A 25297-nucleotide genomic window follows, 5' to 3' on the forward strand; every position below is an offset into this window, starting at 1 on the left:
GCCGAGGTAGTGGTCCAGTCCACTACCTCGCGGGGATCGGGACCACCTCGGCGGGTCAGCCCAGCAGGTCCAGCACGGCGCGCTCGGCGCCCGAGCGTGTCCGTGCCGGGCCGATCGTCTCGCCGTGCTCCCACAGGTCGAACAGGCGCGGGTCGATGTACGACGCGCGGGCGACGGCGGGCGTGTTGCCGAGCTCGTCGGCCACGTCGCGGACGATCTCGGCGACCACTCGCGCCCGGCCGCGTCGGGACCGGGGCGCCTCGCCGACGTCGGCGAGCGCCCGCGCGGTGAGGACCGTGGCGTGCCAGGTGCGGAAGTCCTTGGGCGTCGCGTCCTCGCCGAGCCGCTCCTTGACGTCGGCCTGCACGTCCGCGCTGGTGACGTCGTGCCAGCCGTCGTCCTCGCGCCATGCGAGCAGGTCGACGCCCCCGCGGCGCCTCTTGAGCGTCGTGACGAGGCCGGCCACGACGGGGTCCGCCACGAGGACGTCGCGCAGCTGCCCGGACTTGGCGGGGTAGCGGAAGTGCACCGTCCCGTCGCGCCGCACGGTGGCGTGCTCCTTGCGGATCGTCGCGAGGCCGTAGCTGCCGTGCCGGGCCGCGTAGACCTCGCCGCCGGCGCGGAAGTACGCGTCGTCGAGCAGCCGGAACGCGAGCGCGAGGACAGTGCGCCGGCCCGCGCCCGGCCGGCGCAGGTCGCGCGTCACGCCCGCCCGGGCGGCGGGCAGGCGACGGCCGACGTCGAGCACGTGGTCGTGCTTGCGCCGGGACCGCCGCTCCTGCCACTGCGCGTGGTAGAGGTACTGGCCGCGCCCGGCGTCGTCCCGGCCGAACGCCTGCAGGTGGCCGTCGGCGTGGCGGCAGATCCACACGTCCGTCCACGCGGGAGGGATCGCCAGGTGCGTGCAGCGGGCCACCTCGGCCTCGTCGTCCAGCGGCGCGCCCCCGACGTCGAGGAACACCCAGCCGTCGCCCTTCGCGCGGCGCGAGTAGCCCGGCGAGGACGCGGAGACGTGGCGCAGTCGCACGCGCACAGTGTGCGGCGCGGCGGCGGTCCCCGCACCGCCGCCGCGGGCGGTGGTGCGGGGACCGAAGGGTCAGGCGGGCGGTGGTCCGTCGAGCGCCGGTCAGCCGGGCAGCCGGACCATGCCCTCCTGCGCGATGCTCGCCACGAGGTGGCCCTCGCGGTCGTAGACGCGCGCCAGGCCGAGGCCGCGCCCGCCCTGTGCGCCCGGCGACTCCTGCACGTACAGCAGCCAGTCGTCGGCGCGGGCGTCGCGGTGGAACCACATCGCGTGGTCGAGGCTCGCCATCGGCACGGTGCCGCCGACGTCGGTCCACGACTTCCCGGCCTGGCGCAGCACGGGCTCCAGCATCACCTGGTCGCAGGCGAACGCGAGCAGCGCGCGGTGCAGCAGCCGGTCGTCGGAGGCGATCGCGTGCCGGGCACGGACCCACACCTGCTGGGTGGGCTTGGGGTCCGGGTCGGGGCCCAGGTACAGCGAGCCGCCCACGTGCCGCAGGTCGAACGCCGACTCGTGCGACCAGAACTTCGCGGCGGGGTGGTCGATGCCGTCGAGCATCTCGATCGCCGACGGGACGTCCTCGGGCGCGGGGACGCCGGCCGGCGCGGGCTCCGCGGCCTCGTAGCCCGGCTGCTCGGTCTGGAACGACACCGTGAGCGACAGGATCGGCTTGTTGTGCTGGATGGCGTGCGAGCGGCGGGCGCTGAACGACCGGCCGTCGCGCAGCCGCTCGACGGCGAAGTCGATCGGGGTGTCCAGCGTGCCCTCGCGCAGGAAGTACGCGTGCAGCGAGTGGGGCAGGCGGTCGTCGTCGACGGTGCGCCCGCAGGCGAGCAGCGCCTGGGCCAGCACCTGGCCGCCGTACACGCGGCGGGCGGGGCCGGGGACGCTGTCGCCGCGCCACAGGTCGTCCTCGCCGCGGGGACCCCAGCCGTCGACCTCGCGCAGGTCGAGCGCGGCCAGGAGCCGGTCCAGGGCGTCGGGGATGGCGCCCGAGGCGGGATCGGTGGTCGTCGTCTCGCTCACGCTCACTCCTCGAAGGTGTTGATCATGGAGTGCGCCGCGCGCTCCAGGTAGTCCCACAGCTGGGACTCGTGGATCGGCGCCAGGTCGAGCGCGTCGACGGCGGTGCGCATGTGCGCGAGCCAGCGGTCGCGGGCTTCCGGGTTGACCTTGAACGGCGCGTGCCGCATGCGCAGCCGCGGGTGGCCGCGCTGCTGGCTGTACGTCGTCGGCCCGCCCCAGTACTGCTCGAGGAACAGCGTGAGCCGCACCTTCGCGGGCCCGAGGTCCTCCTCCGGGTACATGGGACGCAGCACCTCGTCGTCAGCGACGCCCTCGTAGAACACGTCGACGAGGCGCTCGAAGGTGGCGTGCCCGCCGACGGCGTCGTAGAACGTCTCCGGAGGGGTCGCGGGTGAAGTCTGGTCCGTCACCGGGCCATCCTCCCAGACCTGGCGGGGCTGCTTCTCCCGCCCGGGCGCCCGGCGCGTTAGGGTGGTCACGGACCTGCAACGACGCACTCCACGGGAGGCCCCCATGACCATCGCCCCGAACAAGGCTGACGACATCCTCGCGGCGCTCGGCGGCAGCCGGAACGTCGTCGAGCTCGAGCCGTGCATCACCCGGTTGCGGGTCGAGGTGAGCGACCCGGCCCTCGTGGACGAGCCGGGGCTCAAGGCGTCGGGCGCGTTCGGCGTGGTGCGCTCGGGCCGCGTGGTGCAGGTGATCGTGGGGCCGGAGGCCGACGACCTCGCGGCCCAGATGGACCCGCTGCTCGTCTCCTGACCGCGCTCGTCGCCTGACCGGTCCGGCGTGGTCAGGCGTCGGAGGACTTGTCCAGCGCGGGCAGCTCCGACGCCTCCTCCAGCACGGGCAGCACGCCCGCCTCGCGCAGCTGCGCCTGCGCGAGGCGGCGCAGCTCGCGCGAGACCTCCCACTGGTCGCCGGGGCGGGTCTGCGCGTGCAGCGTGAACGTCAGGGTGGCGTCGTTCACGGCGTCGACGCCGCGCACGGACGGGGCCTCGAGCAGCACGGACGACAGCTCCGGGTCGGCCTGGAGGGCGTCCGCGGCCCGGCCGAGAGCGGCGCGCACCACGTCGACGTCCGAGCCCACGGGGACGCGCACCTCGGCCACGGCCCGGGACCACTGCTGCGTCATGTTGCCGGCCCGGAGGATCTCGCCGTTGCGCACGTACCAGAGGGTGCCGTCGAAGGCACGCACCTGCGTGACGCGCAGCTGCACCTCCTCGACGGTCCCGGTGGCTCCCGACCCCAGGTCCACCGTGTCGCCGACCCCGAACTGGTCCTCGACCAGCAGGAACACACCGGAGATGAAGTCCTTCACCAGGCTCTGGGCGCCGAAGCCCAGCGCGATGCCGACGACGCCCGCGGACGCGACCAGGGGGCCGACGTTGACGTCGAACTCCTGCAGCACCATCAGCGCCATGATCGTGCCGACCACGATGTTGGCCGTCGAGCGGAGCACCGACCCGACCGTCCGGGCACGCTGCGCGCGCCGCTGGCTGGCCAGCGGGTTCGCCATCGCGATCGCGTCCTCCACGAACGGCGTGCGCTGCAGGTAGCGTCGCCAGGTCGGCGCGGACTCCGTGGCCGTGGTGCCCGAGCCGGTCGCGATGCGCTCCGTGACGTGCGCGATCACCCGGCGCAGTAGCACCAGCACGACGATGCCGATCGCCAGGATGACGAGGACGTGCAGCGGCCAGTCCGTGAACCACTCCCAGAACTTGGTCCAGCCGTCGGCCGCGGCCTTCATCCCCTCGTCGACGATCCCGGTGTTCGTGGGCGTCGGCTCGGGGGACACCGCCGCCGGGGCAGCGGTCCGGAGGGAGAGGATCGCGGGAGTCACCCGACCACGGTAACGAGCGTCGCCGCCCGGAGGAAACGTCCGCGGGCCCCGGACGCCGCCGCGTGGGCGGACGGCCTGGTCGGGCGGGGGATGGCAGGATCGTTCCCGTGAGCAAGGACAAGCCGACCACCCACGAGTCGCCCGACGACGCGCGCACCGAAGCACCCGAGGCGGCGGCCGAGTCCTCGTCCGGGTCGGCGGCGGCGTCCACCGCCGCCGAGGAGCGCGGGGAGCCCGCTGCGCAGGACGCGGAGAAGGGCGACGTGAAGGCCGAGGCGCTACCCGAGGACGAGCCACCGATCGACGCGCCTGCCACGCCCGACGCGCCCGGCCCGTCGACGATCGCGGACGAGCCGGACGACGCGCTGCGCGAGCTGGCCGAGGCGTACGGCGTCCTCACCGAGCACCACGGCTTCGGCGGGGAGGTCGTGCAGGCCCCGGCGTCGACGCTGGTCTCCGTCCTCGGCGCGCTGGGCGTCCCCGCGGACTCGCCGCAGCAGGTGTCGCACAGCCTGCAGCGCGCCCGCGACGACGAGTGGCGCACGGTGCTGCCGCACACGGTCGTCGTGCGCCAGGGCGACGGTGCGCAGGTGCCGGTCCACGTCACCGACGGCGCGGCCGTCCACGTGTGGCTGGAGGTGGACGGCGCGGAGCCCGCGGCGCGCGACCACGCGGTGCGTCCCCGCCGCGACCTGGAGCAGCTCGACGTCTTCGTCGAGCCCCGCACCGTCGACGGCCGCCGGGTGGGGCGCGCGACGTTCGCGCTGCCGGCGGACCTGCCGCTCGGCTGGCACGCCCTGTACGCCCTGACCGAGGGGCACGAGACCCGCACCACGGTGGTCGTCACGCCCGGGCGGCTGGAGCTGCCGGCGGGCCTGGAGGACGACCAGTGGTGGGGCTTCCTCGTCCAGCTGTACTCGGTGCGCTCGAGCACGTCGTGGGGCGTGGGCGACCTGGCGGACCTCGCCGACCTGGCGTGGCTGACGGCGCACCGCGGCGGGGCCGACTTCGTGGGCGTGAACCCGCTGTCGGCCACCGAGCCCGTGACGCCGCTGACCCCGTCGCCGTACCTGCCCACCAGCCGCCGGTTCCTCAGCCCGCTGTACGTGCGGGTGGAGGACATCCCCGAGACGGCGTACCTGTCCGCGGCGGACCGCTCCCTCGTGGAGTGGGCGGCCGACCCGGTGCGCGACCTCGTCGCCGACCCCGGGGCGCTGGACCGCGACGCCGTGTGGGAGGCCAAGAAGGCCGCGCTCGAGGTGGTGTTCACCGCGCCGCGGCGCGCGGCGCGCGAGGCCGCCTACCAGGAGTTCGTCGCCGAGGAGGGCACGGGGCTGCGCGACTTCGCGACGTGGTGCGCGATCGTCGAGCACCTCGGCTCCCGCCCCCGGCCGGACGAGCTGGGCGACCCGGCCTCACCGGCCGTCGCGGCGCTGCGTGAGCAGCTCGCCGAGCGGGTCGAGTTCTACGTCTGGCTGCAGTGGGTCGCCGACGAGCAGAAGCAGACCGCCCAGCGCGTGGCGCGCGAGGCCGGCATGCGGATCGGGATCATGCACGACCTCGCCGTCGGCGCGCACCCGCAGGGCGCGGACGCGTGGGCGCACCGCGACGTGCTGGCGCGCGACGTCTCCGTCGGCGCGCCCCCGGACATGTACAACCAGCAGGGACAGGCCTGGTCGCAGCCGCCGTGGAACCCGCGCGCCCTCGCGCGGGCCGGCTACGCGCCGTACCGGGACATGCTGCGCACGGTGCTGCGGCACGCGGGCGCCCTGCGCGTGGATCACGTGCTGGGGCTCTTCCGGCAGTGGTGGGTGCCGGAGGGCTCCTCCCCGGCCGCGGGCGCGTACGTGCGCTACGACCACGAGGCGCTGCTCGGCATCCTGTGCCTCGAGGCGCACCGCGCGGGCGCCGTCGTCGTGGGGGAGGACCTCGGCGTCTTCGAGCCCTGGGTGCGCGACGAGCTCGCCGCGCGCGGGGTGCTCGGCACGTCGGTGCTGTGGTTCGAGAAGGAGGACGGGCGGCCGCTGGAGCCGGAGAAGTACCGTCGTGCGTCGCTCGCCACCGTCGGGACGCACGACATGCCGCCCGCCGCCGGGTATCTCGCCGGGGAGCACGTCGACCTGCGCGAGCGCCTCGGCCTGCTCGCCGACGACGCGCAGGAGCTGCGGGCCGCCGCCCGTGCCGAGCGCGACCAGACGGTGCTGGCGCTCGCCATGCGCGGGCTGGTCTCCGAGCACCCGTCGGAGCGGGAGATCGTCGAGGGCCTGCACCGCTACCTGCGCCGGTCGCCCGCCGCGCTCGTCGGCGTGCAGCTCACCGACGCCGTCGGCGAGCGGCGCACGCAGAACCAGCCCGGCACCGACCAGGAGTACCCGAACTGGAAGGTGCCGCTGGCGGACGGCTCCGGCAACGTGGTGCTGGTGGACGACCTGTTCGAGAACGCGCGCCTGCGCTCCCTCGTGCAGGCGGTCCGCACCGCGCGGTAGCACCGCCTCTGACGGACGGGAACACGCAGACGGAACCCCGCCCGGTCGACCGAGACCGGGCGGGGTTCCGTGCGTCGGGGCGGCGTCAGGCGGCGTCGACGACCTGGGCGGCGAGCGCGCGCTCGGTGCCGGCGAGCTGCTCGACCACCATGCGGCGCAGGGCCGCCGGGGCGTCCGCGTGCGCGTCCAGCCAGCCGCGGACGGCGTCGCGCAGCGCGGCCGACGCGAGCGGCGCCGGGTAGAGGCCCTCGATGAGCTCCTCCGCGATGTGGTACGTCCGCGTGGTCCAGATCGGCAGGAGCGCGTCGACCCAGCGGGCGGCGAACGACTCCAGCACGGCCGGGTCCGTCACGTGCGCGAAGCCCGCGGCGGTGGAGCGGATGATCGCGTTCGGCACGTCCGCCTGGTCGACGACCGACGCGAACGCGGCCTCCTTGCCGGCGACCGTCGGCCGGGCGGCGCGGGCCCGGGCGGCGGCCTGGCGGCCGGTCGCGGTGTCGTCCTGCGCGAGGGCGGCGTCGATCTCGGCGTCGTCGGCCACGCCGAGCAGCACGAGGCTCTCGAGCAGCTCCCACCGCAGGTCGGTGTCCACCTCGAGGCCGTCGAGGACGACGGACCCGTCGAGCAGCCCGCGCAGAGGCGCCGCGTGCTCGGACGTCGAGGCCAGCGCCGCGAAGAACTTCACGAGCTGCAGCTGCAGGTCGGAACCCGCCTCGGCGTCCTGCGCGAGCGCCCAGAGGCGGTCGCCGATCCGCGCCAGGGTCGCCGCACGGCGCTCGGGAGCCACGTACGACCGGGCGGCGAGGCCGAGCTGGTTCATCGTGGTGCGGACCGTCGTCGACTCCGTCTCGGCGGCGATGTTGCCGAGCACCAGGTCCACGTACGACGACGCGGGGGTCTCGCCGTCGCGCACCGCGTCCCAGACCGAGCCCCAGACGAGCGATCGGGCCAGCGGGTCGCTGATGTGCGACAGGTGCTCGACGGCGACCGCGAGGGACTCGTCGTCCAGGCGGATCTTCGCGTACGCGAGGTCGTCGTCGTTGAGGAGCACGAGCGCCGGACGCTCCTGGCCGACCAGCTCCGGCACGTCGGTGCGCTCGCCGTCGACGTCGATGACGACCTGGTGGGTGCGTTCCAGCGCCACCGAGCCGTCCGTCTGCTCGACCAGGTCGTAGCAGCCGATGCCGAGGCGGTGCGGGCGGATGGTCGGGTAGTCGGCGGGCGCCGACTGCAGCACGGCGAAGCCGGCGATGCGGCCCTCGGCGTCGACCTCGATCTCGGGGCGGAGCGTGTTCACGCCGGCCGTCTCCAGCCACGCCTTCGACCACGCGGTAAGGTCGCGGCCGCTCGTGGCCTCGAGCTCGACGAGAAGGTCGCGCAGCTCGGTGTTGGACCACGCGTGCTTGCGGAAGTACGCGGAGACGCCGGAGAGGAACTCCTCGCGGCCGACCCACGCGGCGAGCTGCTTGAGCACCGACGCGCCCTTGGCGTAGGTGATGCCGTCGAAGTTGACCTGCACGTCCTCGAGGTCGCGGATCTCCGCGACGATCGGGTGGGTGGAGGGCAGCTGGTCCTGGCGGTAGGCCCAGGTCTTCTCCATGGCGGAGAACGTGGTCCAGGCGGCCTCCCACTCGGTGGCCTCGGCGGTGGCGAGCGTGGACGCGTACTCGGCGAACGACTCGTTCAGCCAGAGGTCGTTCCACCACTTCATCGTGACGAGGTCGCCGAACCACATGTGGGCCAGCTCGTGCAGGATCGTCACGACGCGGCGCTCGCGGATCGCGTCGGTGACCTGGGAGCGGAAGACGTAGGACTCGGTGAACGTCACGCAGCCCGGGTTCTCCATCGCGCCCATGTTGTACTCGGGCACGAAGAGCTGGTCGTACTTGTCGAACGGGTACGGCACGCCGAACGTCGACTCGTAGAACGCGAAGCCCTTGCGGGTGGTCTCCATGATGTAGTCGGCGTCGAGGTGCTCGGCCAGCGACGAGCGGCAGAACACGCCCAGCGGGATCGTGCGGCCGTCCGACGACGTGAGCTCGCCGCGCTGCACGGCGTAGGGGCCGGCGACCAGGGCCACCAGGTAGGACGAGATGCGCGGGGTCGGCTCGAACGTCCACGTCGCGGTCGGGACGGCGGCGTCCGTCGCGTGCGTGGCGGTGGCCGGCTCCGGCGTCGGCTGGTTCGACACGACCTCCCAGACGGCGGGGGCGGTCACCGTGACCTGGAACGGCGCCTTGAGGTCCGGCTGCTCGAAGGTGGCGAAGACGCGGCGGGCGTCCGGCACCTCGAACTGCGTGTAGAGGTAGACCTCGCCGTCGACCGGGTCGACGAAGCGGTGCAGGCCCTCGCCCGTGTTGGTGTAGGCGCAGTCGGCGACGACGCGCAGCTCGTTGGTCGCGGCGAGGTCGGCGAGCGCGATGCGCGAGTCGGCGAACACCTCGGCCGGGTCCAGCGTGCGCCCGTTGAGCACGACCTCGCGCACGGACGGCGCGACCAGGTCGACGAAGGTGCTCGCGCCCGGGGTGGCGGAGAACCGGATGACGGTGGTGGACGCGAACGTGGTCGGGCCGGTGGTGAGGTCGAGGTCGATGGCGTACGACTCGACGTCGGTGACGACGTCGGCGCGCTCGATCGCCTCGGCGCGGGTCAGGTTCTCTCCGGGCACGGGTTCTCCCTCGTTTCAAGGTGGTGCAGCGCGTGATGGCCGCGCAGGCTCGCGCACGATGATGCCACCTCGAACCAGGGCCGACGCACGGAATTCCCCCGTTCCGCGGGGGACGGGTTCGACCGTCGAGACCGGATCGTGACATCCTGCCCGGTGCGTCGTCGCGGCGAGGATGCCCGGCACACCGCCCGACGACGCCCGAGGAGTGACTGGAGGGAGTCCAGATGTCCGGCACCGTTCCGCCGCCCCCGCCGGGGCACGACGGCAGGCCGCCGACCGTGCCGCCGCCCGCCGGCGTGCGCCGCGTCGCGTCCGCGTACCAGCGCCCGTCCGCCGTCGACCCGATGGCGGAGGTGCCGCTGCAGCAGGTCACCGCGCCGTCCGTCGCCGCCGCGCCCCCGGCGCCGACCGCGCACGCCCCGGTCCCGCCGCCCCCGGACGCCGCTCCGAGCGTCCCCGCGAGCCCCGTGCCGGCGCCGGCGTACCAGCCCACCCAGCAGATCCCGCCCGCGTCGTACGGGCAGCAGCCCGCCTACGCGCCCGCACCGGCCGCCGCCGGGGCCGGCTACGAGTCGGCGTACCAGGCCACGCCGGCGTCCGTGGCGGCCACCCAGGTGCAGCAGCCGGTGTACGCGCAGCCCGCGCCCGCGCCGCCGGCCCCGGGCGGCACGTACCCGGCGGGCGGCGCCGTCCCCCCGCCGCCGCAGCCGCCGCGCCGTCGCCGGCTCTCGGCGGGCTGGATCGCGTTCATCGTGGTCGACGTCGTGCTCATCGCCCTGGCCGCGGTGTTCGCCGTGCAGATCCTGACGTCGTCGTCCCCGAACCCGCCCGAGGCGGGGGCCGACCCGATCACCACGCCCACGCCGTCGGTCTCGGCGTCCGAGGACACGCCGATGCAGGGGGCGGCCGTGGCGCAGCTCGCTTCCCCGTCGAAGAACATCACCTGCACGATCTACGCGGACGGCGTGTCGTGCGGCATCGCCCAGCTGAACCAGCAGCCCGCTCCCGTGGACGGCTGCGACGGCACGGTCGGCTACGTCGCGACGGTCGACTCCGACGGCCAGGTCGAGCTGCCCTGCGTCCCCGCCTCCCAGCAGCCGAAGACCGCCGGGGGCGACGCCGACGTCCTCGACTACGGCGAGTCGCGCACCGAGGGCGACTTCACCTGCACGAGCGAGAAGACCGGCATGTCCTGCATCCACGACCCCACGGGCAAGGGCTTCTCCCTCGCCCGCGCCGGCATCGGGCAGCGCTGACGCCGCCGACAGACCGACACCCCTCCACCGCTGGAACGCGGGCCGACGACGGGCGGCGCGAAGGCGGGGGAGGGGTGTCGATGTCGCGAGGCTGGCCGGGCCTGGCGGGAGGCCGCGAGGGACGAGCGGCCGGATGGTGCGCCTCGCGAGAAGCACACCCCGGCGCGCCGTCCCCAGCCGCCGACACCTCGCCCGGCGTCACCAGATACGCACGCGCTCCTCGGGGGCGAGCCACAGTGCGTCGTCGGGGCCGACGCCGTAGGTGGCGTGGAACTCGTCGAGGTTGCGCACCACGCCGTTGCAGCGGAACTCGTTGGGCGAGTGCGGGTCGGTGGCGATGCGGCGCACCATCTCCTCGTCGCGGCCCTTGGACTGCCACACCTGGGCCCAGCCGAGGAAGATCCGCTCGAGCCCGGAGAGGCCGTCGACGACGGGGGCGTCGTCGAGCGAGCCGCCGAGCGCGATGCGGTACGCCTTGATCGCGATGGACAGGCCGCCGAGGTCGCCGATGTTCTCGCCGATGGTGAGCGCGCCGTTGACGTGCGGGCCGTCCTCGGGCAGCTGCGCGGGCCGGAACGCGTCGTACTGGGCGATGAGGGCGGAGGTCCGCTTCTCGAACTCGGTGCGGTCGGTCTCGGTCCACCAGTCCTCGAGGCGGCCGTCGCCGTCGTACTTGGAGCCCTGGTCGTCGAAGCCGTGGCCGATCTCGTGCCCGATGACGCCGCCGATGCCGCCGTAGTTCACGGCGTCGTCGGCGTCCGGGTCGAAGAACGGGGGCTGCAGGATCGCCGCGGGGAAGACGATCTCGTTCATGCCGGGGTTGTAGTACGCGTTGACGGTCTGCGGCGTCATGAACCACTCGTCGCGGTCGATCGGTCGGCCGATCTTGCCGAGCTCGTGGTCCTGCTCGAAGGCGTGGGCCCGGCGCACGTTGCCGACGAGGTCGGCGGCGTCGACCTCGAGCGCGGAGTAGTCCCGCCACTTCACGGGGTAGCCGACCTTGGGCGTGAAGCGCTCGAGCTTGGCGAGGGCCTTGACCTTGGTCTCGGGCGTCATCCAGTCGAGCTGCTCGATGGACTCGCGGTACGCGGCCACGAGGTTCGCGACCAGCGTGTCCATCCGCTCCTTGTGCTCCGGCGGGAAGTGCCGCTCGACGTACTGCTCGCCGACGGCCTCGCCGAGCGCGCGCTCGACGAGCGCGACGCCGCGCTTCCAGCGGTCGCGGACCTCCTGCGCGCCGGACAGCGTGCGGCCGTAGAAGTCGAAGTTGGCCTCGACGGTGTCCTCGTCGAGGTAGGCGGCGCGGGCGGTGAGCAGGTGGTACGCGGCCCACAGCTTCCAGTCGGCGAGCGGCTCGGAGCGCCACAGCTCGGCGAACCCGGTGGCGAACGACGGCTCGCGCACGACGAGCGAGTCCAGCGACCCGGCGGGGGCGCCGAGCGCGGCGGCCCAGGCGCGCCAGTCGAAGCCGGGCGCCTGCTCGACGAGGTCGGCGAGCGTCATCGGGTTGTAGGTGAGGTCGGCGTCGCGGTCGCGCACGACGTCCCAGTGGTGTGCGGCGAGCTTGGTCTCGAGGGCGAGCACGCGGGCCGCGGCGTCCTCGGGGTCGGCGGCCCACGCCGAGCTCGCCGTGACGCCCGCGATGCGGAGCATGCGCGCCAGGTGGGGGAGGTACTTCTCCCGGACGGGGGCGTACTGGTCTTCGCGGTAGTACGCCTCGTCCGGCAGGCCGAGCCCACCCTGCACGAGGTACGTCACGTACGTCTCGGGGTCCTTCGCGTCGTTGTCGACGTAGAACGCCACGGCGCCGCCCCCGCCCGTGCGCTGGAGCGCGCCGAGCACGTCGACGAGCTCCGCCGACGAGGTGGCGTCCACGATCTGCGCCAGCTCCGGCGCGACGGGCGCCGTGCCCAGCTGCTGCACGCGGTCGGTGTCGAGGAAGCTCGCGTACAGCGCGCCGATCTTGGCGGGCGTGGACGCGGGGTCGAGGTCCTCGGTGGCGGCGAGGTCGGTGATGATGGCGCGGACCCGCTCCTCGGAGAGGTCGTGCAGGGCGCGGAACGCGCCGTCCATGGCGCGGTCGGCGGGGATCTCGTGCTGGGCGAGCCAACGCCCGTTCACGTGGCGGTAGAGGTCGTCCTGCGGGCGGACGCCCTGGTCGAGGGCGGAGAGGTCGATACCGGACCGCAGCCCGGTGGCGTCGGCAGTCATGGCGTCACCCTACGGCGCCCCGTCCTCGTGTGGGACGGTCCCGTCGTGGGGGAGAATGGGGCCATGCGTCTGCACATCGCCGCCGATCACGCCGGATACGAGCTCAAGTCCCACCTCGTCGACCACCTGCGCGCCGCCGGGCACGACGTCGTCGACCACGGGGCGCACGAGTACGACCCGCAGGACGACTACCCCGCGTTCTGCATCGCCGCGGGCGAGGCGGTCGTGGCGGAGCCGGGCTCGCTCGGCATCGTCATCGGCGGGTCGGGCAACGGCGAGCAGATCGCCGCGAACAAGGTCGTGGGCGTCCGCGCGGTGCTTGCCTGGTCGCTGGAGACCGCGCGCCTGGGCCGCCAGCACAACGACGCCAACGTCATCGCCGTCGGCGGGCGCATGCACCCCGTCGAGGAGGCGACGTCGTTCGTCGAGGCGTTCGTCGCGGAGCCGTTCAGCGGCGACGCCCGCCACCAGCGCCGGATCGACAAGATGGCCGCGTACGAGGCGTCGCACGACGTGTCCGCCATCTCCTGAGCTGATCGACCGACGTGCCCGAAGGCCACACCGTCCACCGCCTCGCGCGCGCCCTGGACGGGCTCTTCGGCGGGCAGCCGCTCGCCGTCTCGAGCCCGCAGGGCCGGTTCGCGGGCGGTGCCGCGCTGCTCGACGGCCGCCGCGTGGCGGCCGTCGAGGCGTGGGGCAAGCAGCTGTTCTGCGCGTTCGCGCCCGTGGGCTCGGACGACGACGCCGCCGCGGCGGCCGACGACGTGCGCTGGCTGCGCGTGCACCTGGGCCTCTACGGCGCGTGGACGTTCGCGGGCGACGGCAGCGCCGACGTCGTGCACGCGATCGGCGCGCCGCGCCGCCGCATCGGCGAGCGGGAGACGACGCCGGACCTCCCCGACCCGATCCATCCTGGTGCGGACGAGCAGGCACCCGGGGCGGGGGACTGGACCCCGCCGGCGCCGCGCGGCGCGGTGCGGCTGCGCCTGGTGGGCGCCCACGCCGTCGCGGACCTCACCGGGCCGACGGCGTGCGAGGTGCTCACGGACCGCGAGAAGGCGGCCGTCGAGGCGCGCCTCGGGCCGGACCCCATCCGCGACGGGGGCGACGGGTCCCGCACGGCCTTCGTCGAGCGCGTGCGGCGCTCGCGCGTGACGGTCGGTCAGCAGCTCATGGACCAGGCGGTGATCGCCGGGGTCGGCAACATCTACCGCGCCGAGGCGCTCTTCCGCGCCGGGCTCGACCCCCTGCGGCCGGGGCGCGACGTGCCCGCGGCCGCCCTCGCCGCGATGTGGGACGACCTCGTGGTCCTCATGCGCGACGGGGCCGCCACCGGCGCGATCGTCACGACCCGCCCCGAGCACCGCGTCCCCGACGGCGTGCACGTCGCCGCCCGTCGCACCCGCCAGAACACCGACGGCACGGTCGGCGCCGTCCCGGCCGACGAGGCCTTCTACGTCTACCACCGCGACGGGCTGCCGTGCCGCGTGTGCGGCGCCCCGGTGCTCACCAAGGAGCTGGCCGGCCGCAACCTCTTCTGGTGCGGGGTCTGTCAGGCCTGACGCCGCAGCACCCCGGACAAGTGGCGGCCCGGGGCCTCGCCCCAGTCCGCCCATTCGGCGTCGGTGGCCTCGGCGAGCGCCCCGCACCACGCCCACGCGCGGTTGACGGCGTGCACGGTACCGGCGGCGCGGCGCAGGCCGTCCCAGCCGGCGCCCTCGCCCCCGGTCGCGCCGTCGTCGAACCCGGGCAGGCCGCGCGCCGCGAGCCACGCTTCCCACGACGACCGGTACGCGGCTTCGACGGGCGCCCAGGCCACCCCGGCGTCGCGGGCGACCGCCGAGGACACCTCGAGCACCTCCAGCGGGTGCGCCCACTGCGCGTCGCCGAGGTCGAAGACGCGCAGCGCGCCGCCCGTCTCGAACACGTTGCCCGGGTGCAGGTCGCCGTGCTGCAGCGTGGCCGGCAGGGGGCCTGCGGCGAGGAGGTCGGCGGCGGCGCGGACGGCGGGTCGCGCGCGGTCGAGGGCGGCGGCGGTCGTCTCGTCGAGCCGGACGGGGTGCCCCGGCGGCAGCGTCCGCAGGTGGTCCAGGACGGCGTCGAACCGGCCGGGCAGGGTGCCGGGGGAGCAGTCGGGCAGGCCCGTCGCCAGGAGCTCGTCGCGCCGCTCGGCGACGTCCTGCTGGAGGCGCGCGAACCGCACGAGCACGGCGGCCCAGTCGGCCGTCGACGGGTCGCGGCGCTCGCGCAGGGTCGCGCCGCGGTCGGCGGTGAGCATCCATCCTCGCGCGGCCTCGACCGCGAGCGGGGCGTCGACCTGGTCGGGCGCGATCTCGGCCAGCAGCCGCTGCAGCGCCGGCTCGTGCGCCGCCGCCCGGCAGCCGGCCTTGAACCAGGCACGCCCGGCGTCGGTCTCGAGGACGAGCTGGGTGGACCAGGGGCGCACCCGCGTCTGGTCGGCCGGGACGAGGACGCGCACGCCCCGGCGGGCGAGCGCGTCCTCGGTCCACGCGGCGACCTCGGACCGCCAGGCGGCGGAGGTCACCGTGGTGGAGAACGCGCCGGCCATCAGAACACCCAGCCGCAGGCGGGGGCCAGCGGCCACCCGAACGCCGCGCCGGCGTGTGCGAGCGCGCCCGCGGAGCGCTCGACGACGAGCCCCGCGCCCGCCAGCGCGACGAGGGACGTCCCGCCGAGGAATGCGGCGCCGAGCTCCCGCACGTCGAGCTCCAGGTCGGGCGCGGCGTCGGTCCGCTCGCACGTGGCCTCGCCGAACGCCGTCGCCCGCACGCGCCACGACCCGGTGTTGTCGGGCAGGCGGGCGTCGGTGACGCCGAGGACCACGTCGACGTCGGCCTGGTAGCGGCGCCCGGCGAGGGCGGCGGGGACGTCGACGACGCGCACCCACACGTTGTCGGTGATGTGGGCGTCCACGGCCCGCGCGTCGACGAGCAGGCTCATCACGACGTCGTCGGCGGGCAGCAGGAACGGGTTCGTGCTGCTCATGAGGTCGAGGTCGAGCAGCACGCCCCACAGGGCGCGGGCGGCGGCCGCGTCGAGCGCCACCACGTCGCCCAGGTGCACGGTGCCGCGGGGCCCGGTGACCTGCCAGTCCATGCTGCGGCGGAACGTCGCGTAGCCGCGGGGCTCGCCGTCCCGCTCCACGACGACGATCCGCAGCGACTCGCGCCCGCTCGCGCGGAACGTCTTCGGGTCCGCCCAGTAGCTCTCCCACAGGGCGTCGGTCTCCCGCGTCGCCCAGCCCGGCCGGTTGATCCCCGCCGAGTCGTCGGGCAGCCCCGGGGCCCGGTGCAGGCGGGCGACGAGCTCGCCGTGGCGTGCGCGGTCGGCGTGCTCCACTCGCACCGTGTGCTCCGCAGCCCCGGGGACGTCGCGCAGGGCGGCACCGCGCGGCACGGTGACGCGCAGGTCGTCCGCCGCCTTGCCGTACCCGAACCGCCCGTAGATGGCGGCCTCCGCGGCGAAGAGCGCCGACAGCGCCTCGCCGCGCTCGCGGCAGCGCGCGAGGTGCTGGTCGATCATGGCGGTGAGCAGGCCGCGGCGGCGGTGCTGCGGGTGCACGCCCACCCAGGTGAGGCCGGCCGTGGGCAGCGTGGCGCCCGGCACGGGGAACCGGGAGAACGGGTACGAGGCGTGGATCGCGGCGAGCCCCGCGTCGGGCGCGTCCTCGCGCTCGACGCCGACCGCCCGCTCCCACGTCAGCGGGAGCGGCAGGTCGTCGAACTCGGCGACGGAGTGCGGGTCGGGGAACGCCCAGGTGTCGAGGTCGAGCAGCGCGCGACGGTCGTCGGCGGTGAGCTGCCGGGAACGGTAGCCGACGGGCAGGTCGGCGGGCAGGGGGAGGGAGCGGTCGGAGGTCACAGCCCGATCGTGGCGCCGTGCGCGTCCCGCGGCCAGCCGATTTCCGCGCCGCCCGGGCGGCCGTAGGGTCGGGCGTGTGCACGCCGCCGACGAGACCGCGCCCACCGACGAGCCCCTGGACGGCCCGGACGAGTACGCCGCCGAGGTCCTGGCCCTGGTGCGCCGCATCCCGCCGGGCCGGGCGATGACGTACGGCCTGATCGCGGAGATCGTCGGCGAGCGGCTGGGGCGCGGGGGGCCGCGGCAGGTGGGGCAGGTGATGTCGGGCTCGGGCGACCGGTACGCGCACCTCGTGCCGGAGGGCGCCGCCGTCGTGGGCCCGGTCCAGGACAACCACCCGGTGCCGTGGTGGCGCGTGGTCAACGCGTCCGGGGCCCCGCCCGCCCGTCACGTCACCGCCGCGCTCGACGCGCTGCGGGCGGAGGGATGCCCGCTGAGCCGCGACGGGTGGCGCGTGGACCTGCGCCGCGCCGTCTGGTTCCCCGAGGACGACGGCGCGGCGGTCTGACGGTCAGGCCTTCGAGGGTGCCACCCGCGCGGCGGCGGTGCCGGCGACGGCGCGCACGCGAGCACCGAGGGGCGTGCCGCCGTCGTCGGTCCTCCGGGCGGCCTGCGAGGCGGCGAGCACGGTGAGCATCGAGGACGGGTCGCCCTGCAGCAGCAGCGTGGTCAGGGCGGTGTCGTCCCAGCGCGCGAGGTCGCGGGCCACCTTGTCCGCGGGGCCCACCAGGGCGATCTCCTCGACGAGGGCGGTGGGCACGGCGCGCGCCGCGTCCTCCTTGCGGCCGGCGAGATACAGCGCCTGCACCTCGTCGAGCTCGGCGGCGTAGCCCAGGCGGTCGAGCGAGGCCTTGTGGAAGTTGGCCTCCTTGGACCCCATGCCGCCCGCGTACAGGGCGATGTGGGGGCGGATGACGTCCGCCGCGGCCTCGACGTCGTCGCGCACGACGACGGGCACCGTCGCGAGGACCTCGAACTCCGAGGCGGGGGTGCGCTCGTCGGCGCGCTGCGCGAACCCGGCGGACAGGAGCTCGCGGTGCTCGGCGTCGGCCTTCGGGGCGTAGAAGCCGGCCATCCAGCCGTCGGCGATCTCGGCCGCGAGGGCGACGTTCTTGGGGCCCTGGGCCGCGAGCACGATCGGGATGTCGGCGCGGCGCGGGTGCACGGTCGGCTTGAGCGCCTTGCCGAGGCCCGTGGCGCCGGGGGCGTCCGCGGGCAGGGGCAGGCGGAAGAACTCGCCGTCCGCGGTCACGGGGCGCTCGCGGGCGAAGACCTGGCGCACCACGTCCACGTACTCGCGCGTCCGCGCCAGCGGGCGGCGGTAGGGCTGGCCGTACCAGCCCTCGACGACCTGCGGGCCGGAGGCCCCGAGACCCAGCACGAAGCGACCGCCCGACAGGTGGTCGAGCGTGATCGCCTGCATCGCGGTGGCGGTAGGCGTGCGGGCCGCCATCTGCGCGATGCCGGTCCCGAGCCGCAGGCGTCGCGTGCGTGACCCCCACCAGGCCAGCGGGGTGAACGCGTCGGACCCGTAGGCCTCCGCCGTCCACACCGAGTCGAGGCCGAGGGCCTCGGCCGCGACCAGCGCGGGGACGATGCCCTTCGGGGGCTTGCGGGACCAGTAGCCGGTCTGGATGCCGATGCGCAGCGTGCTCATGGGGCGGGGATGCTCCTCGTCGAGATGGGACCGCCGGAAAGTGTCCGGTACCCGCAGTACGGGGTAATGCCCGTCACACCCTAGCCGACGCCGTGCGCGCCGCGGGCGCGCGGCTAGGTTCGGGGGATGGCGACGATCGACGACGCGGGCCGCGCGGCCGCGGCGCTGCCCGAGGTGACGGAGACGACGACGTTCCGGAACCGTGCCTGGGCGGTGTCCGGGCGGGTGTTCACGTGGCACCGCCCGTTCAGCAAGGCCGACCTGCGGCGGTTCGGCGACGACCCCGTCCCCGAGGGGCCGATCCTCGCGGTCGTCGTGGAGGACCTCGGGGAGAAGGAGGCGGTGCTCGCCGCCCGCCCCGAGACGTTCACCATCCCGCACCTCGACGGGGTGCCGGTCGTCCTCGTGCGGCTGGAGGCGGTGGACGACGCCGCGCTGCGCGAGCTGATCCTGGACGCCTGGCTCGCCAAGGCGCCCCGCCGGGTCGCCGCGGCGCACCCGGAGCTGCTGGCCTGAGCGGTCCGCGGTCCGCGGGCCCGGTCCGCGAGCCCGCGGGCCCGGTCCGCGAGCCCGCGGGCCCGGTTCGTGCGCTCCGGGACGCGCCGGTCAGCGCGCGGCGCGCGAGCGGTCGGCCACGGTGTTGAGCAGGGCCGCGCCGGTGGCCGCGTCGTCGACCGTGACGACGATCGACCGCCCGCCGGTGCGCTCGACGAGCAGCGCCTCGCCGGCGCGCAGCACCACCCCGGTCCGGCCGCCGCGACCGACGCGCCACCCCCAGCCGCCGAACTCGCCGAACGGCCGGACCTCGGTCACGGACGCGGCGAGCACCTCGTCGGCGGGCACGTGGGTGCCGGGCCAGCCCAGCACCGAGCGGACCGTCAGCCCGGTGGCGTCGACGCGGACGGTGAAGGCGAACATGGCGGCGAACAGGGCGGCCAGCACGACCGGGACCGCGAGCATCGCCCAGGTCTCGAGCACGACGGCGAGCGCCGCCGTCACGAGGATCGCGACCATGCCGACGGCGAGTCCCGGGCCGCCGGTCGCGCGCCGGAGCCAGACCGCACGCTCACCGTCGCGCAGCGGGGCGCGCGGCGCGTCGTCGGCGACCGGCTCGTCGGCGGGGAGGGCTGGGTCTCCGGGGGCGAGGACCGCGGCCAGGACGGCCGGTACGAGGGGGAGCAGCAGCGCGAGCGCGGTCGCCCCGCCGTCGACGGTCACCTGCGACACGTCGGCGAGGCCCCGCTGCGGGGCGAGCGTGGTCAGGAGGGTGCCGCCGACGAAGCCGCCGGACCAGACGCTGCCGGCCGCGGCGATCCGCCGTGTCGACGCCGCGCTGCCGGCGGCGGTGCCGATGAACCAGAAGAGGACCAGCAGGCCCGCCGCGACCCCGACGAGCAGCAGCGTGAACACCACGGGGCCCGAGAAGCCGTCGGGCGCCCCGCCGCCGCTCCAGTGGGAGGCGATCTCGTCGGGCAGCTCGTCGAGCCACGCGAGGGCCACGATCCCGGCCGCGAGGACCAGAGCGCCCCCGGCGGCGGTGGCCCAGGCCATCGTGCGCCGGGCGCGGGCGCGCCAGGCCTCCGGCGCGGTGTCGGTGCTCGCTCCGTGCATCGCTGTCATCGGTGCATCGCCTCCTTGACGAGGGTGGTGGTGGTCTCCGCGGAGAGGCCCGCGCGCCGGGCGGCGGCGACCAGGTCGGACAGGGCCTGCTCGACGAGGCTCAGGTCCGGGCCGGCCCCCGTCGTGACGGCGCCGCGGCCGCGCCGCAGCTCGATCAGGCCGTCGTCGCGCAGGGCCTGGTAGGCCTTGAGGACGGTGTGCACGTTGACGTCGAGGGACGCCGCGAGCTCGCGGGCCGCGGGCAGCCGCTCGCCCGCGGGCAGCTCGCCGCGGGCGACGGCGAGGCGCACCTGGGCGACGAGCTGCGCGTAGAGCGGCTCGTCGGCCGCGGGGTCGATCCTCCAGAGCACGTGCCCATGCTAGTTGTTCTAAGGCAACTAGAACAATCCGTCCGGGGTGCGACGACGGCCCGCGCCCGCCCGCCGGGCGGGGGACGCGGGCCGTCGGGCGGGGCGCGCCTAGATCGACACCGTCAGATGACGTACTCGAGGAGCTCGGAGGCATCCTCGACGTGCTGGCCGTGGTCCGGCCGGTGACCGGGGGTGCGCGCGTGGGCGGGCACGCCCACTGCCACCATCCCCGTGGGCACGTCGCGGGTGACGACGGCGTTCGCGCCGATCTGCGCGTCGTCGCCGATCCACAGCGGCCCGAGGATCTTGGCGCCGGCGCCCACCATCACCCGGTCGCCCAGGGTGGGGTGCCGCTTGCCGCGTGTCATCGACCGGCCGCCCAGCGTGGAGCCGTGGAACAGCACGCAGTCGTTGCCGACCACCGCCGTCTGGCCGATGACCACGCCCATGCCGTGGTCGATGAAGAGCCGCCGCCCGATCCGCGCCCCGGGGTGGATCTCGATCCCCGTGATCCACCGCGCGGCCTGCGACAGGAGGCGCGCCGGCAGGCGCAGCCCCGGCCGGTGCCACATGCGGTGGCTCACCCGGTGCGCCCAGACGGCGTGCACGCCGGGGTACCCGAGGGCCACCTCGAAGCGCGAGCGGGCCGCCGGGTCGTGGGCGTGCGCCGCCTCAAGGTCCTCCGCGAGGATCTCGAGCAGGTGGCGCAGGCCCGGGCGGTGCCCGTCAGGCATCGGGTGGTCGACCTCGCCGTCGGCGTCGTGCACGCCCGCGGACGGGTCGGGGAGGGGAGCGGGGCGGTGGCTCGTCACGTCAGTCCAGCAGGTCCGAGTAGAGGATCGTGGACAGGTAGCGCTCGCCGAAGTCGGGGATGACGACGACGATCAGCTTTCCGGCGTTCTCCGGCCGCTTGGCGATCTCGAGCGCCCCGGCGATCGCGGCGCCCGAGGAGATGCCGACCAGCAGGCCCTCCTCCTTCGCGGCCCGGCGCGCGAGCTCGACCGAGGTCTCTGCGTCGATGTCGATCACCTCGTCGTAGACGGAGGTGTCGAGGATCTCGGGCACGAAGTTGGCGCCCAGGCCCTGGATCTTGTGCGGCCCGGGGTTGCCGCCGGTGAGGATGGGCGACTCGGCCGGCTCGACGGCGACGATCCGGACCTCGGGCTTGCGCTCCTTGAGCACCTGGCCGACGCCCGTGATGGTGCCGCCGGTGCCGATGCCGGCCACGACGACGTCGACCTCGCCGTCCGTGTCGGCCCAGATCTCCTCGGCCGTCGTCTCGCGGTGGATCTTCGGGTTGGCCTCGTTGGCGAACTGCCGGGCGAGGATCGCGCCGGGCCGCTCGGAGGCGATCTTCTCCGCCGCGGCGACGGCACCCTTCATGCCCTCCGCGCCGGGGGTGAGGATCAGCTCGGCGCCGTACGCGCGCAGCAGGGCGCGGCGCTCCTTCGACATCGTCTCCGGCATCGCCAGGACGACCTTGTAGCCGCGCGCGGCGCCGACCCAGGCGAGGGCGATGCCGGTGTTGCCCGACGTGCCCTCGACGATCGTGCCGCCGGGCTGCAGCTCACCGGAGGCCTCGGCGGCGTCGATGATCGAGACGCCGATGCGGTCCTTGACGGAGTTGGCGGGGTTGTAGAACTCGAGCTTCGCGACGACCGTCGCGTCGAGGCCGGCGGCGAGACGGCCCAGCCGGACGAGCGGGGTGCGGCCGATGAGCTTCGTCGCGTCGTCGTAGATGCGTGCCATGGTGATCCTTCTCGATGAGAGCGTGCGGGCGAGGGGTGCGGGTGTGCCGCGGCCTGCGACCGTCGGGCCCTCGGGGGCCGGGGGAGCGCAGGCGTCTCGGCGGGGTCGGTGCGAGCGCCGCACGATCGCCGGGGACCCGCCGTCAGGCGGGCCGGGCGTGGCGTGGACGCTCTATCGACAGCATCGCGGCGTCGTCGCCGCGGCGCACCCGGGGATGCGGAGCGTCGACGCCGGCCCCGTCCTGCGTGCGGACGAGGCGGCGACGCGGGGGACGACGATCGTCATGCCCGGCCCTCCTCGTGGTGCGTTCGGTCTGTCGCGGCTTGCGGCGCCGAGCCTAGCCAGGCGCCGACCGATCGACAAGGCGCATCTCATCCATCGGCGCCGTCGATCGGTCGAGGGGCACGCGTGTGCCGCGGACGATGGGGGACGAGGGGGCGCGAGCGCGCGCCGAAGGCGCCTCGGGGGCGAGGGGGAGGAAGAAGGAAGAAGAGGAGGGGAGCGGGCGACGGGAATCGAACCCGCGTAGCCAGTTTGGAAGACTGGGGCTCTACCATTGAGCTACGCCCGCACGGCCGTCCCGGGGCAGGTGCCGCCGGGGTTGAACGCGGGGCTCACCCTAGCAAAAGGGAGCCGGTGCGTCGGACCTCCGTTCGCGCACGTCGTGCCGTTCCGGCGGTGCCGTCGCACTACACTGACCGAGGCCCCGCCCGGCGGGCGGGCCACGGGGTGTGGCGCAGCTTGGTAGCGCATCTGCTTTGGGAGCAGAGGGTCGCTGGTTCGAATCCAGTCACCCCGACCGTCGCCCATCTGTGCGGACCTGTCCGGCGCAGGTGGGCGTCCCTGTGTCCGGACAGCCGGCGCCGCTACCGTGCGGACCATGGAGCGGACCACGGTGTCGATACCCCTGGAGGTCGACCGCGACCCCGAGGACCCGCGGCAGGCGCTGCCGTACCTCACGGTGTCCGTCGACGGCCGGCCGCACCGGGCGCTCCTCGACTCGGGCGCCGCGAGGACGGCGTTCGCCGCGCCGCCCGGCACGGTCACCCGCCCCGCGGCGGGCGCCGGCCGGGGCGTCTTCGGCGCGTCCTCCGAGCGGCGGCGGTGGCACGCGACGATCGCGCTCGGCGGGACGAGCCTGGGTTCGTTCGAGGTCGCCGACCAGCGCGACCCCGACGGGTTCCTCCTCGGCCAGGACGTGCTCTCGAGGTTCCGCTGTCACTACCGCCTCGCCGACGGCGAGCTCGTCCTCGACGGGCCGGAGCCGGACCATGCCGGTCCGATCCACGCCGAGCCGGTCTACCTGGACCCCGGCCGGCACGTGTACCTCGCCGCGCGCTGGCCGTCCGGCGCGACCGCCGACGTCGTGCTCGACACCGGCGCGTCGCTGACGGTCCTCGACGCCGGGTTCGCGGCGCGCCACCCGGAGCTCGTCGAGGCGCGCGGGACGGAGGCGGGCACGGACACCACCGGGGAGACCCGCGAGGCGGCCCTGGTCGAGCTGGCCGGGCCCGCGATCCTCGGCCACGAGTTCGCGGCCTCGCCGGCCGTCGTCGTCGACCTGTCCGGGGCGAACGCCACGCTGCCGCGACCGATGGACGCCATCCTGGGATGGCCGCTCCTCAGCCAGGTGGACTGGGTGGTCGACCATCCCCGCGGGCGGGCCGCGGTCGTCCCCCGGGAGGGTCGCGACGCATGAGACCTCCCCGGGGCCGGGGAGGCGGCGGCGTTCAGGGGCAGCCGACGCGGTGGAAGCCGTCGGGCTCGTCGAGCGGGAACAGGTAGCAGACCTCGGCGCCGACGTCGCCCGTGGGCTGGCCGAAGAAGTCCAGCTCGGGCCGCGTGTAGCGGACGGTGACCGTCCCGGTGCCCTGCGCGCCGCGCCTCGGCTTCGTCGACATCGGCCCAGGGTGCCACGAGCGGGGCCGGGCGGGATGCCGGGTGGGATCGCTCACGACGGTATCTCCGCGAGGGCCGCGTGCCGTAGCATGGACGGGTTGCCCGTACGCCCGTCGTACGGTCCCCGCACCCCGCGCCGCAGCAACCAGGCCGGCTCGCGCCGGTGAGACGCGCGCGCACGCACCCGAACCGTTGGAGACCATCGAAGTGAAGAGCGCCGTCGAGACCCTGGAGCCCACCAAGGTCAAGCTGACCGTCGAGGTGGAGTACGACGAGCTCAAGCCGAGCATCGACCACGCGTACAAGCACATCGCCGAGCAGGTGAACATCCCCGGGTTCCGCAAGGGCAAGGTTCCCCCGCGCATCATCGACCAGCGCGTCGGCTGGGGTGCGGTCGTCGAGCACGCGGTGAACGACGCGCTGTCGGGCTTCTACCGCGACGCTGTGACGTCGGAGTCGCTGCGCCCGCTGGGCCAGCCCGAGGTCGAGGTCACCGAGATCCCCGCCGCCGCCGGCGAGGGCCAGCTCGCGTTCACGGCCGAGGTCGAGGTCCGCCCGGAGATCACCCTCCCCGAGCTGTCGGGCATCGAGATCACGGTCGACTCGACCGAGGTCACCGACGAGGACGTCACGGAGCGCCTCGACGCGCTGCGCGAGCGCTTCGGCACCCTGGTGGGCGTCGACCGCCCGGCCGCCGAGGGCGACTACGTCGTCATCGACCTCAAGGCCGTCATCGGCGACGAGGAGATCGACTCGGTCTCCGGCGTCTCCTACCAGATCGGCGCCGGCAACATGCTGGAGGGCCTCGACGAGGCGCTCACCGGCCTGTCGACGGACGAGACCACGACCTTCGCCACGAAGCTCGCCGGCGGCGAGCACGAGGGCGAGGAGGCGCAGGTCACCGTCACGGCCACCGCCGTCAAGGAGCGCGACCTGCCGACGCCGGACGACGACTTCGCCCAGCTCGCCTCCGAGTTCGACACCCTCGAGGAGCTGACGGCGGACCTGCGCGAGCAGGTCGCGTCGATCAAGACGTCGAACCAGGCCGTCGCCGCGCGCGACCTGCTGCTCGAGAAGCTGCTCGAGGCCGTCGAGGTCCCGGTGCCGTCGGGCGCCGTCGAGGCCGAGGTGCACCGCCACCTGGAGTCGGAGAACCGCCTCGAGGACGACGAGCACCGCGCCGAGGTCACCGAGGACGCCACCAAGGCGCTCACGAACCAGATCCTGCTGGACACGCTCGCCGAGCAGCTCGAGGTGCAGGTCGGCCAGGGCGAGCTCGTCGAGTACCTGGTGCAGGCGTCGCAGCAGTACGGCATGGACCCGAACCAGTTCATCTCCAGCCTGGACCAGGGCGGCCAGATCCCCGCCATGGTCGGTGAGGTCGCGCGCTCGAAGGCCCTCGCGGTCGCGCTGCGCGAGATCGAGGTCAAGGACTCCGACGGCAACGTCGTCGACCTGACCGAGTTCATCGGCACCGAGGAGGAGGACGCCGCGGCCGCCGAGGTCGAGGGCGCCACCGACACGGAGGCCGCCCCGGCCGAGGCGTCGGACGACGCGGTCGAGGAGACCCCGGAGGAGACGGCCAAGGCCTGATCCCCGGCACCGCCGGACCAGACGTACCCCGAC

23 protein-coding genes and 2 tRNA genes are annotated in these 25297 nt (G+C 74.8%); 10 read left to right on the plus strand and 15 right to left on the minus strand.

What is annotated here, in order from left to right; translation table 11 throughout:
* Positions 1–55 precede the first annotated feature (55 nt).
* The 3 genes from ACFWDO_RS14240 to ACFWDO_RS14250 all read right to left on the minus strand — a co-directional run bounded on the left by ACFWDO_RS14240 (position 56) and on the right by ACFWDO_RS14250 (position 2460).
* Entirely contained in the window at positions 56–1027 is a 972-nt protein-coding gene (locus ACFWDO_RS14240) for a DNA topoisomerase IB (protein WP_380327198.1), read from the minus strand.
* Positions 1028–1126: 99 nt separating this feature from the next.
* On the minus strand, positions 1127–2050 hold the full coding sequence (locus tag ACFWDO_RS14245) for an acyl-CoA thioesterase (RefSeq protein ID WP_380326469.1): 924 nt from the start codon (positions 2048–2050) through the stop codon (positions 1127–1129).
* Between the two features lie 2 nt (positions 2051–2052).
* The gene (locus ACFWDO_RS14250) at positions 2053–2460 is read right to left on the minus strand and encodes a globin (protein ID WP_380326466.1); all 408 of its coding nucleotides are present in this window, start codon (positions 2458–2460) and stop codon (positions 2053–2055) included.
* A 103-nt stretch (positions 2461–2563) separates the two neighbouring features.
* Between ACFWDO_RS14250 and ACFWDO_RS14255 the strand changes: the two genes are divergently transcribed.
* Positions 2564–2812 (plus strand): glucose PTS transporter subunit EIIB, encoded by a 249-nt coding sequence (locus ACFWDO_RS14255; RefSeq protein WP_380326463.1) that lies wholly within the window; start codon positions 2564–2566, stop codon positions 2810–2812.
* Positions 2813–2843: 31 nt separating this feature from the next.
* Here the strand turns inward: ACFWDO_RS14255 and ACFWDO_RS14260 are convergent, their stop codons facing one another.
* Entirely contained in the window at positions 2844–3893 is a 1050-nt protein-coding gene (locus tag ACFWDO_RS14260; RefSeq protein ID WP_380326461.1) for a mechanosensitive ion channel family protein, read from the minus strand.
* A gap of 341 nt (positions 3894–4234) precedes the next feature.
* Here ACFWDO_RS14260 and malQ point away from each other — a divergent pair, with 341 nt between their 5' ends.
* On the plus strand, positions 4235–6379 hold the full coding sequence (gene malQ / locus ACFWDO_RS14265) for a 4-alpha-glucanotransferase (protein ID WP_380326472.1): 2145 nt from the start codon (positions 4235–4237) through the stop codon (positions 6377–6379).
* Between the two features lie 85 nt (positions 6380–6464).
* On the opposite strand, the gene pepN is transcribed toward malQ, so the two are convergent.
* Positions 6465–9047 (minus strand): aminopeptidase N, encoded by a 2583-nt coding sequence (gene pepN, locus ACFWDO_RS14270; protein ID WP_380322057.1) that lies wholly within the window; start codon positions 9045–9047, stop codon positions 6465–6467.
* 224 nt (positions 9048–9271) lie between these two features.
* Between pepN and ACFWDO_RS14275 the strand changes: the two genes are divergently transcribed.
* Positions 9272–10303, plus strand: coding sequence for a hypothetical protein (locus ACFWDO_RS14275; protein WP_380322060.1), 1032 nt, complete (start codon positions 9272–9274; stop codon positions 10301–10303).
* Positions 10304–10501: 198 nt separating this feature from the next.
* Here the strand turns inward: ACFWDO_RS14275 and ACFWDO_RS14280 are convergent, their stop codons facing one another.
* Positions 10502–12514, minus strand: a complete 2013-nt coding sequence (locus tag ACFWDO_RS14280; RefSeq protein WP_380322063.1) for a M13 family metallopeptidase — start codon at positions 12512–12514, stop codon at positions 10502–10504.
* Between the two features lie 63 nt (positions 12515–12577).
* Here ACFWDO_RS14280 and ACFWDO_RS14285 point away from each other — a divergent pair, with 63 nt between their 5' ends.
* On the plus strand, positions 12578–13045 hold the full coding sequence (locus ACFWDO_RS14285) for a ribose-5-phosphate isomerase (protein WP_380322066.1): 468 nt from the start codon (positions 12578–12580) through the stop codon (positions 13043–13045).
* A gap of 14 nt (positions 13046–13059) precedes the next feature.
* Positions 13060–14076, plus strand: a complete 1017-nt coding sequence (locus ACFWDO_RS14290) for an Fpg/Nei family DNA glycosylase (RefSeq protein ID WP_380322069.1) — start codon at positions 13060–13062, stop codon at positions 14074–14076.
* Here ACFWDO_RS14290 and ACFWDO_RS14295 read toward each other — a convergent pair.
* Together ACFWDO_RS14295 and eis are read right to left on the minus strand one after the other, a co-directional pair.
* Positions 14067–15083 (minus strand): phosphotransferase, encoded by a 1017-nt coding sequence (locus ACFWDO_RS14295; protein ID WP_380322072.1) that lies wholly within the window; start codon positions 15081–15083, stop codon positions 14067–14069. The genes ACFWDO_RS14290 and ACFWDO_RS14295 overlap by 10 nt on opposite strands.
* Positions 15083–16396 carry an enhanced intracellular survival protein Eis gene (gene eis, locus ACFWDO_RS14300; RefSeq protein WP_380322075.1) on the minus strand — a complete coding sequence of 438 codons (1314 nt, stop codon included), beginning with the start codon at positions 16394–16396 and terminating at the stop codon, positions 15083–15085. Before eis ends, ACFWDO_RS14295 begins: the two co-directional genes overlap by 1 nt.
* A gap of 76 nt (positions 16397–16472) precedes the next feature.
* On the opposite strand from eis, the gene ACFWDO_RS14305 reads away from it, so the two are divergent.
* Positions 16473–16904: an MGMT family protein gene (locus tag ACFWDO_RS14305; protein ID WP_380322078.1), complete on the plus strand. Its 432-nt coding sequence runs from the start codon at positions 16473–16475 to the stop codon at positions 16902–16904.
* Between the two features lie 3 nt (positions 16905–16907).
* On the opposite strand, the gene ACFWDO_RS14310 is transcribed toward ACFWDO_RS14305, so the two are convergent.
* Positions 16908–18044: an LLM class F420-dependent oxidoreductase gene (locus tag ACFWDO_RS14310; RefSeq protein WP_380322099.1), complete on the minus strand. Its 1137-nt coding sequence runs from the start codon at positions 18042–18044 to the stop codon at positions 16908–16910.
* 135 nt (positions 18045–18179) lie between these two features.
* Between ACFWDO_RS14310 and ACFWDO_RS14315 the strand changes: the two genes are divergently transcribed.
* Complete coding sequence (locus ACFWDO_RS14315) at positions 18180–18569, plus strand: MmcQ/YjbR family DNA-binding protein (RefSeq protein WP_380322081.1); 390 nt, start codon at positions 18180–18182, stop codon at positions 18567–18569.
* A 90-nt stretch (positions 18570–18659) separates the two neighbouring features.
* On the opposite strand, the gene ACFWDO_RS14320 is transcribed toward ACFWDO_RS14315, so the two are convergent.
* From ACFWDO_RS14320 to ACFWDO_RS14340, 5 genes are all read right to left on the minus strand, one after another.
* Positions 18660–19673, minus strand: a complete 1014-nt coding sequence (locus ACFWDO_RS14320; protein WP_380322084.1) for a DUF1648 domain-containing protein — start codon at positions 19671–19673, stop codon at positions 18660–18662.
* The gene (locus tag ACFWDO_RS14325; RefSeq protein ID WP_380322087.1) at positions 19670–20023 is read right to left on the minus strand and encodes a GntR family transcriptional regulator; all 354 of its coding nucleotides are present in this window, start codon (positions 20021–20023) and stop codon (positions 19670–19672) included. Before ACFWDO_RS14325 ends, ACFWDO_RS14320 begins: the two co-directional genes overlap by 4 nt.
* Before the next feature lie 122 nt (positions 20024–20145).
* On the minus strand, positions 20146–20757 hold the full coding sequence (cysE, locus tag ACFWDO_RS14330) for a serine O-acetyltransferase (RefSeq protein ID WP_380322102.1): 612 nt from the start codon (positions 20755–20757) through the stop codon (positions 20146–20148).
* A 79-nt stretch (positions 20758–20836) separates the two neighbouring features.
* The gene (gene cysK, locus ACFWDO_RS14335; RefSeq protein ID WP_380322090.1) at positions 20837–21772 is read right to left on the minus strand and encodes a cysteine synthase A; all 936 of its coding nucleotides are present in this window, start codon (positions 21770–21772) and stop codon (positions 20837–20839) included.
* 500 nt (positions 21773–22272) lie between these two features.
* A tRNA-Gly gene (locus ACFWDO_RS14340) sits at positions 22273–22343 on the minus strand.
* Between the two features lie 154 nt (positions 22344–22497).
* Between ACFWDO_RS14340 and ACFWDO_RS14345 the strand changes: the two genes are divergently transcribed.
* Together ACFWDO_RS14345 and ACFWDO_RS14350 are read left to right on the plus strand one after the other, a co-directional pair.
* Positions 22498–22571 (plus strand) — tRNA-Pro (locus ACFWDO_RS14345).
* Between the two features lie 81 nt (positions 22572–22652).
* The gene (locus ACFWDO_RS14350) at positions 22653–23471 is read left to right on the plus strand and encodes an aspartyl protease family protein (protein ID WP_380322093.1); all 819 of its coding nucleotides are present in this window, start codon (positions 22653–22655) and stop codon (positions 23469–23471) included.
* Positions 23472–23502: 31 nt separating this feature from the next.
* Here ACFWDO_RS14350 and ACFWDO_RS14355 read toward each other — a convergent pair whose 3' ends face one another.
* Positions 23503–23673, minus strand: coding sequence for a hypothetical protein (locus ACFWDO_RS14355; protein ID WP_380322096.1), 171 nt, complete (start codon positions 23671–23673; stop codon positions 23503–23505).
* A gap of 205 nt (positions 23674–23878) precedes the next feature.
* Here ACFWDO_RS14355 and tig point away from each other — a divergent pair, with 205 nt between their 5' ends.
* On the plus strand, positions 23879–25264 hold the full coding sequence (tig, locus tag ACFWDO_RS14360; RefSeq protein WP_380347003.1) for a trigger factor: 1386 nt from the start codon (positions 23879–23881) through the stop codon (positions 25262–25264).
* Positions 25265–25297: the final 33 nt, after the last annotated feature.

Origin of the sequence: Isoptericola sp. NPDC060185 (assembly GCF_042728595.1) — a bacterium.
Classification (GTDB): Bacteria; Actinomycetota; Actinomycetes; order Actinomycetales; family Cellulomonadaceae; genus Isoptericola.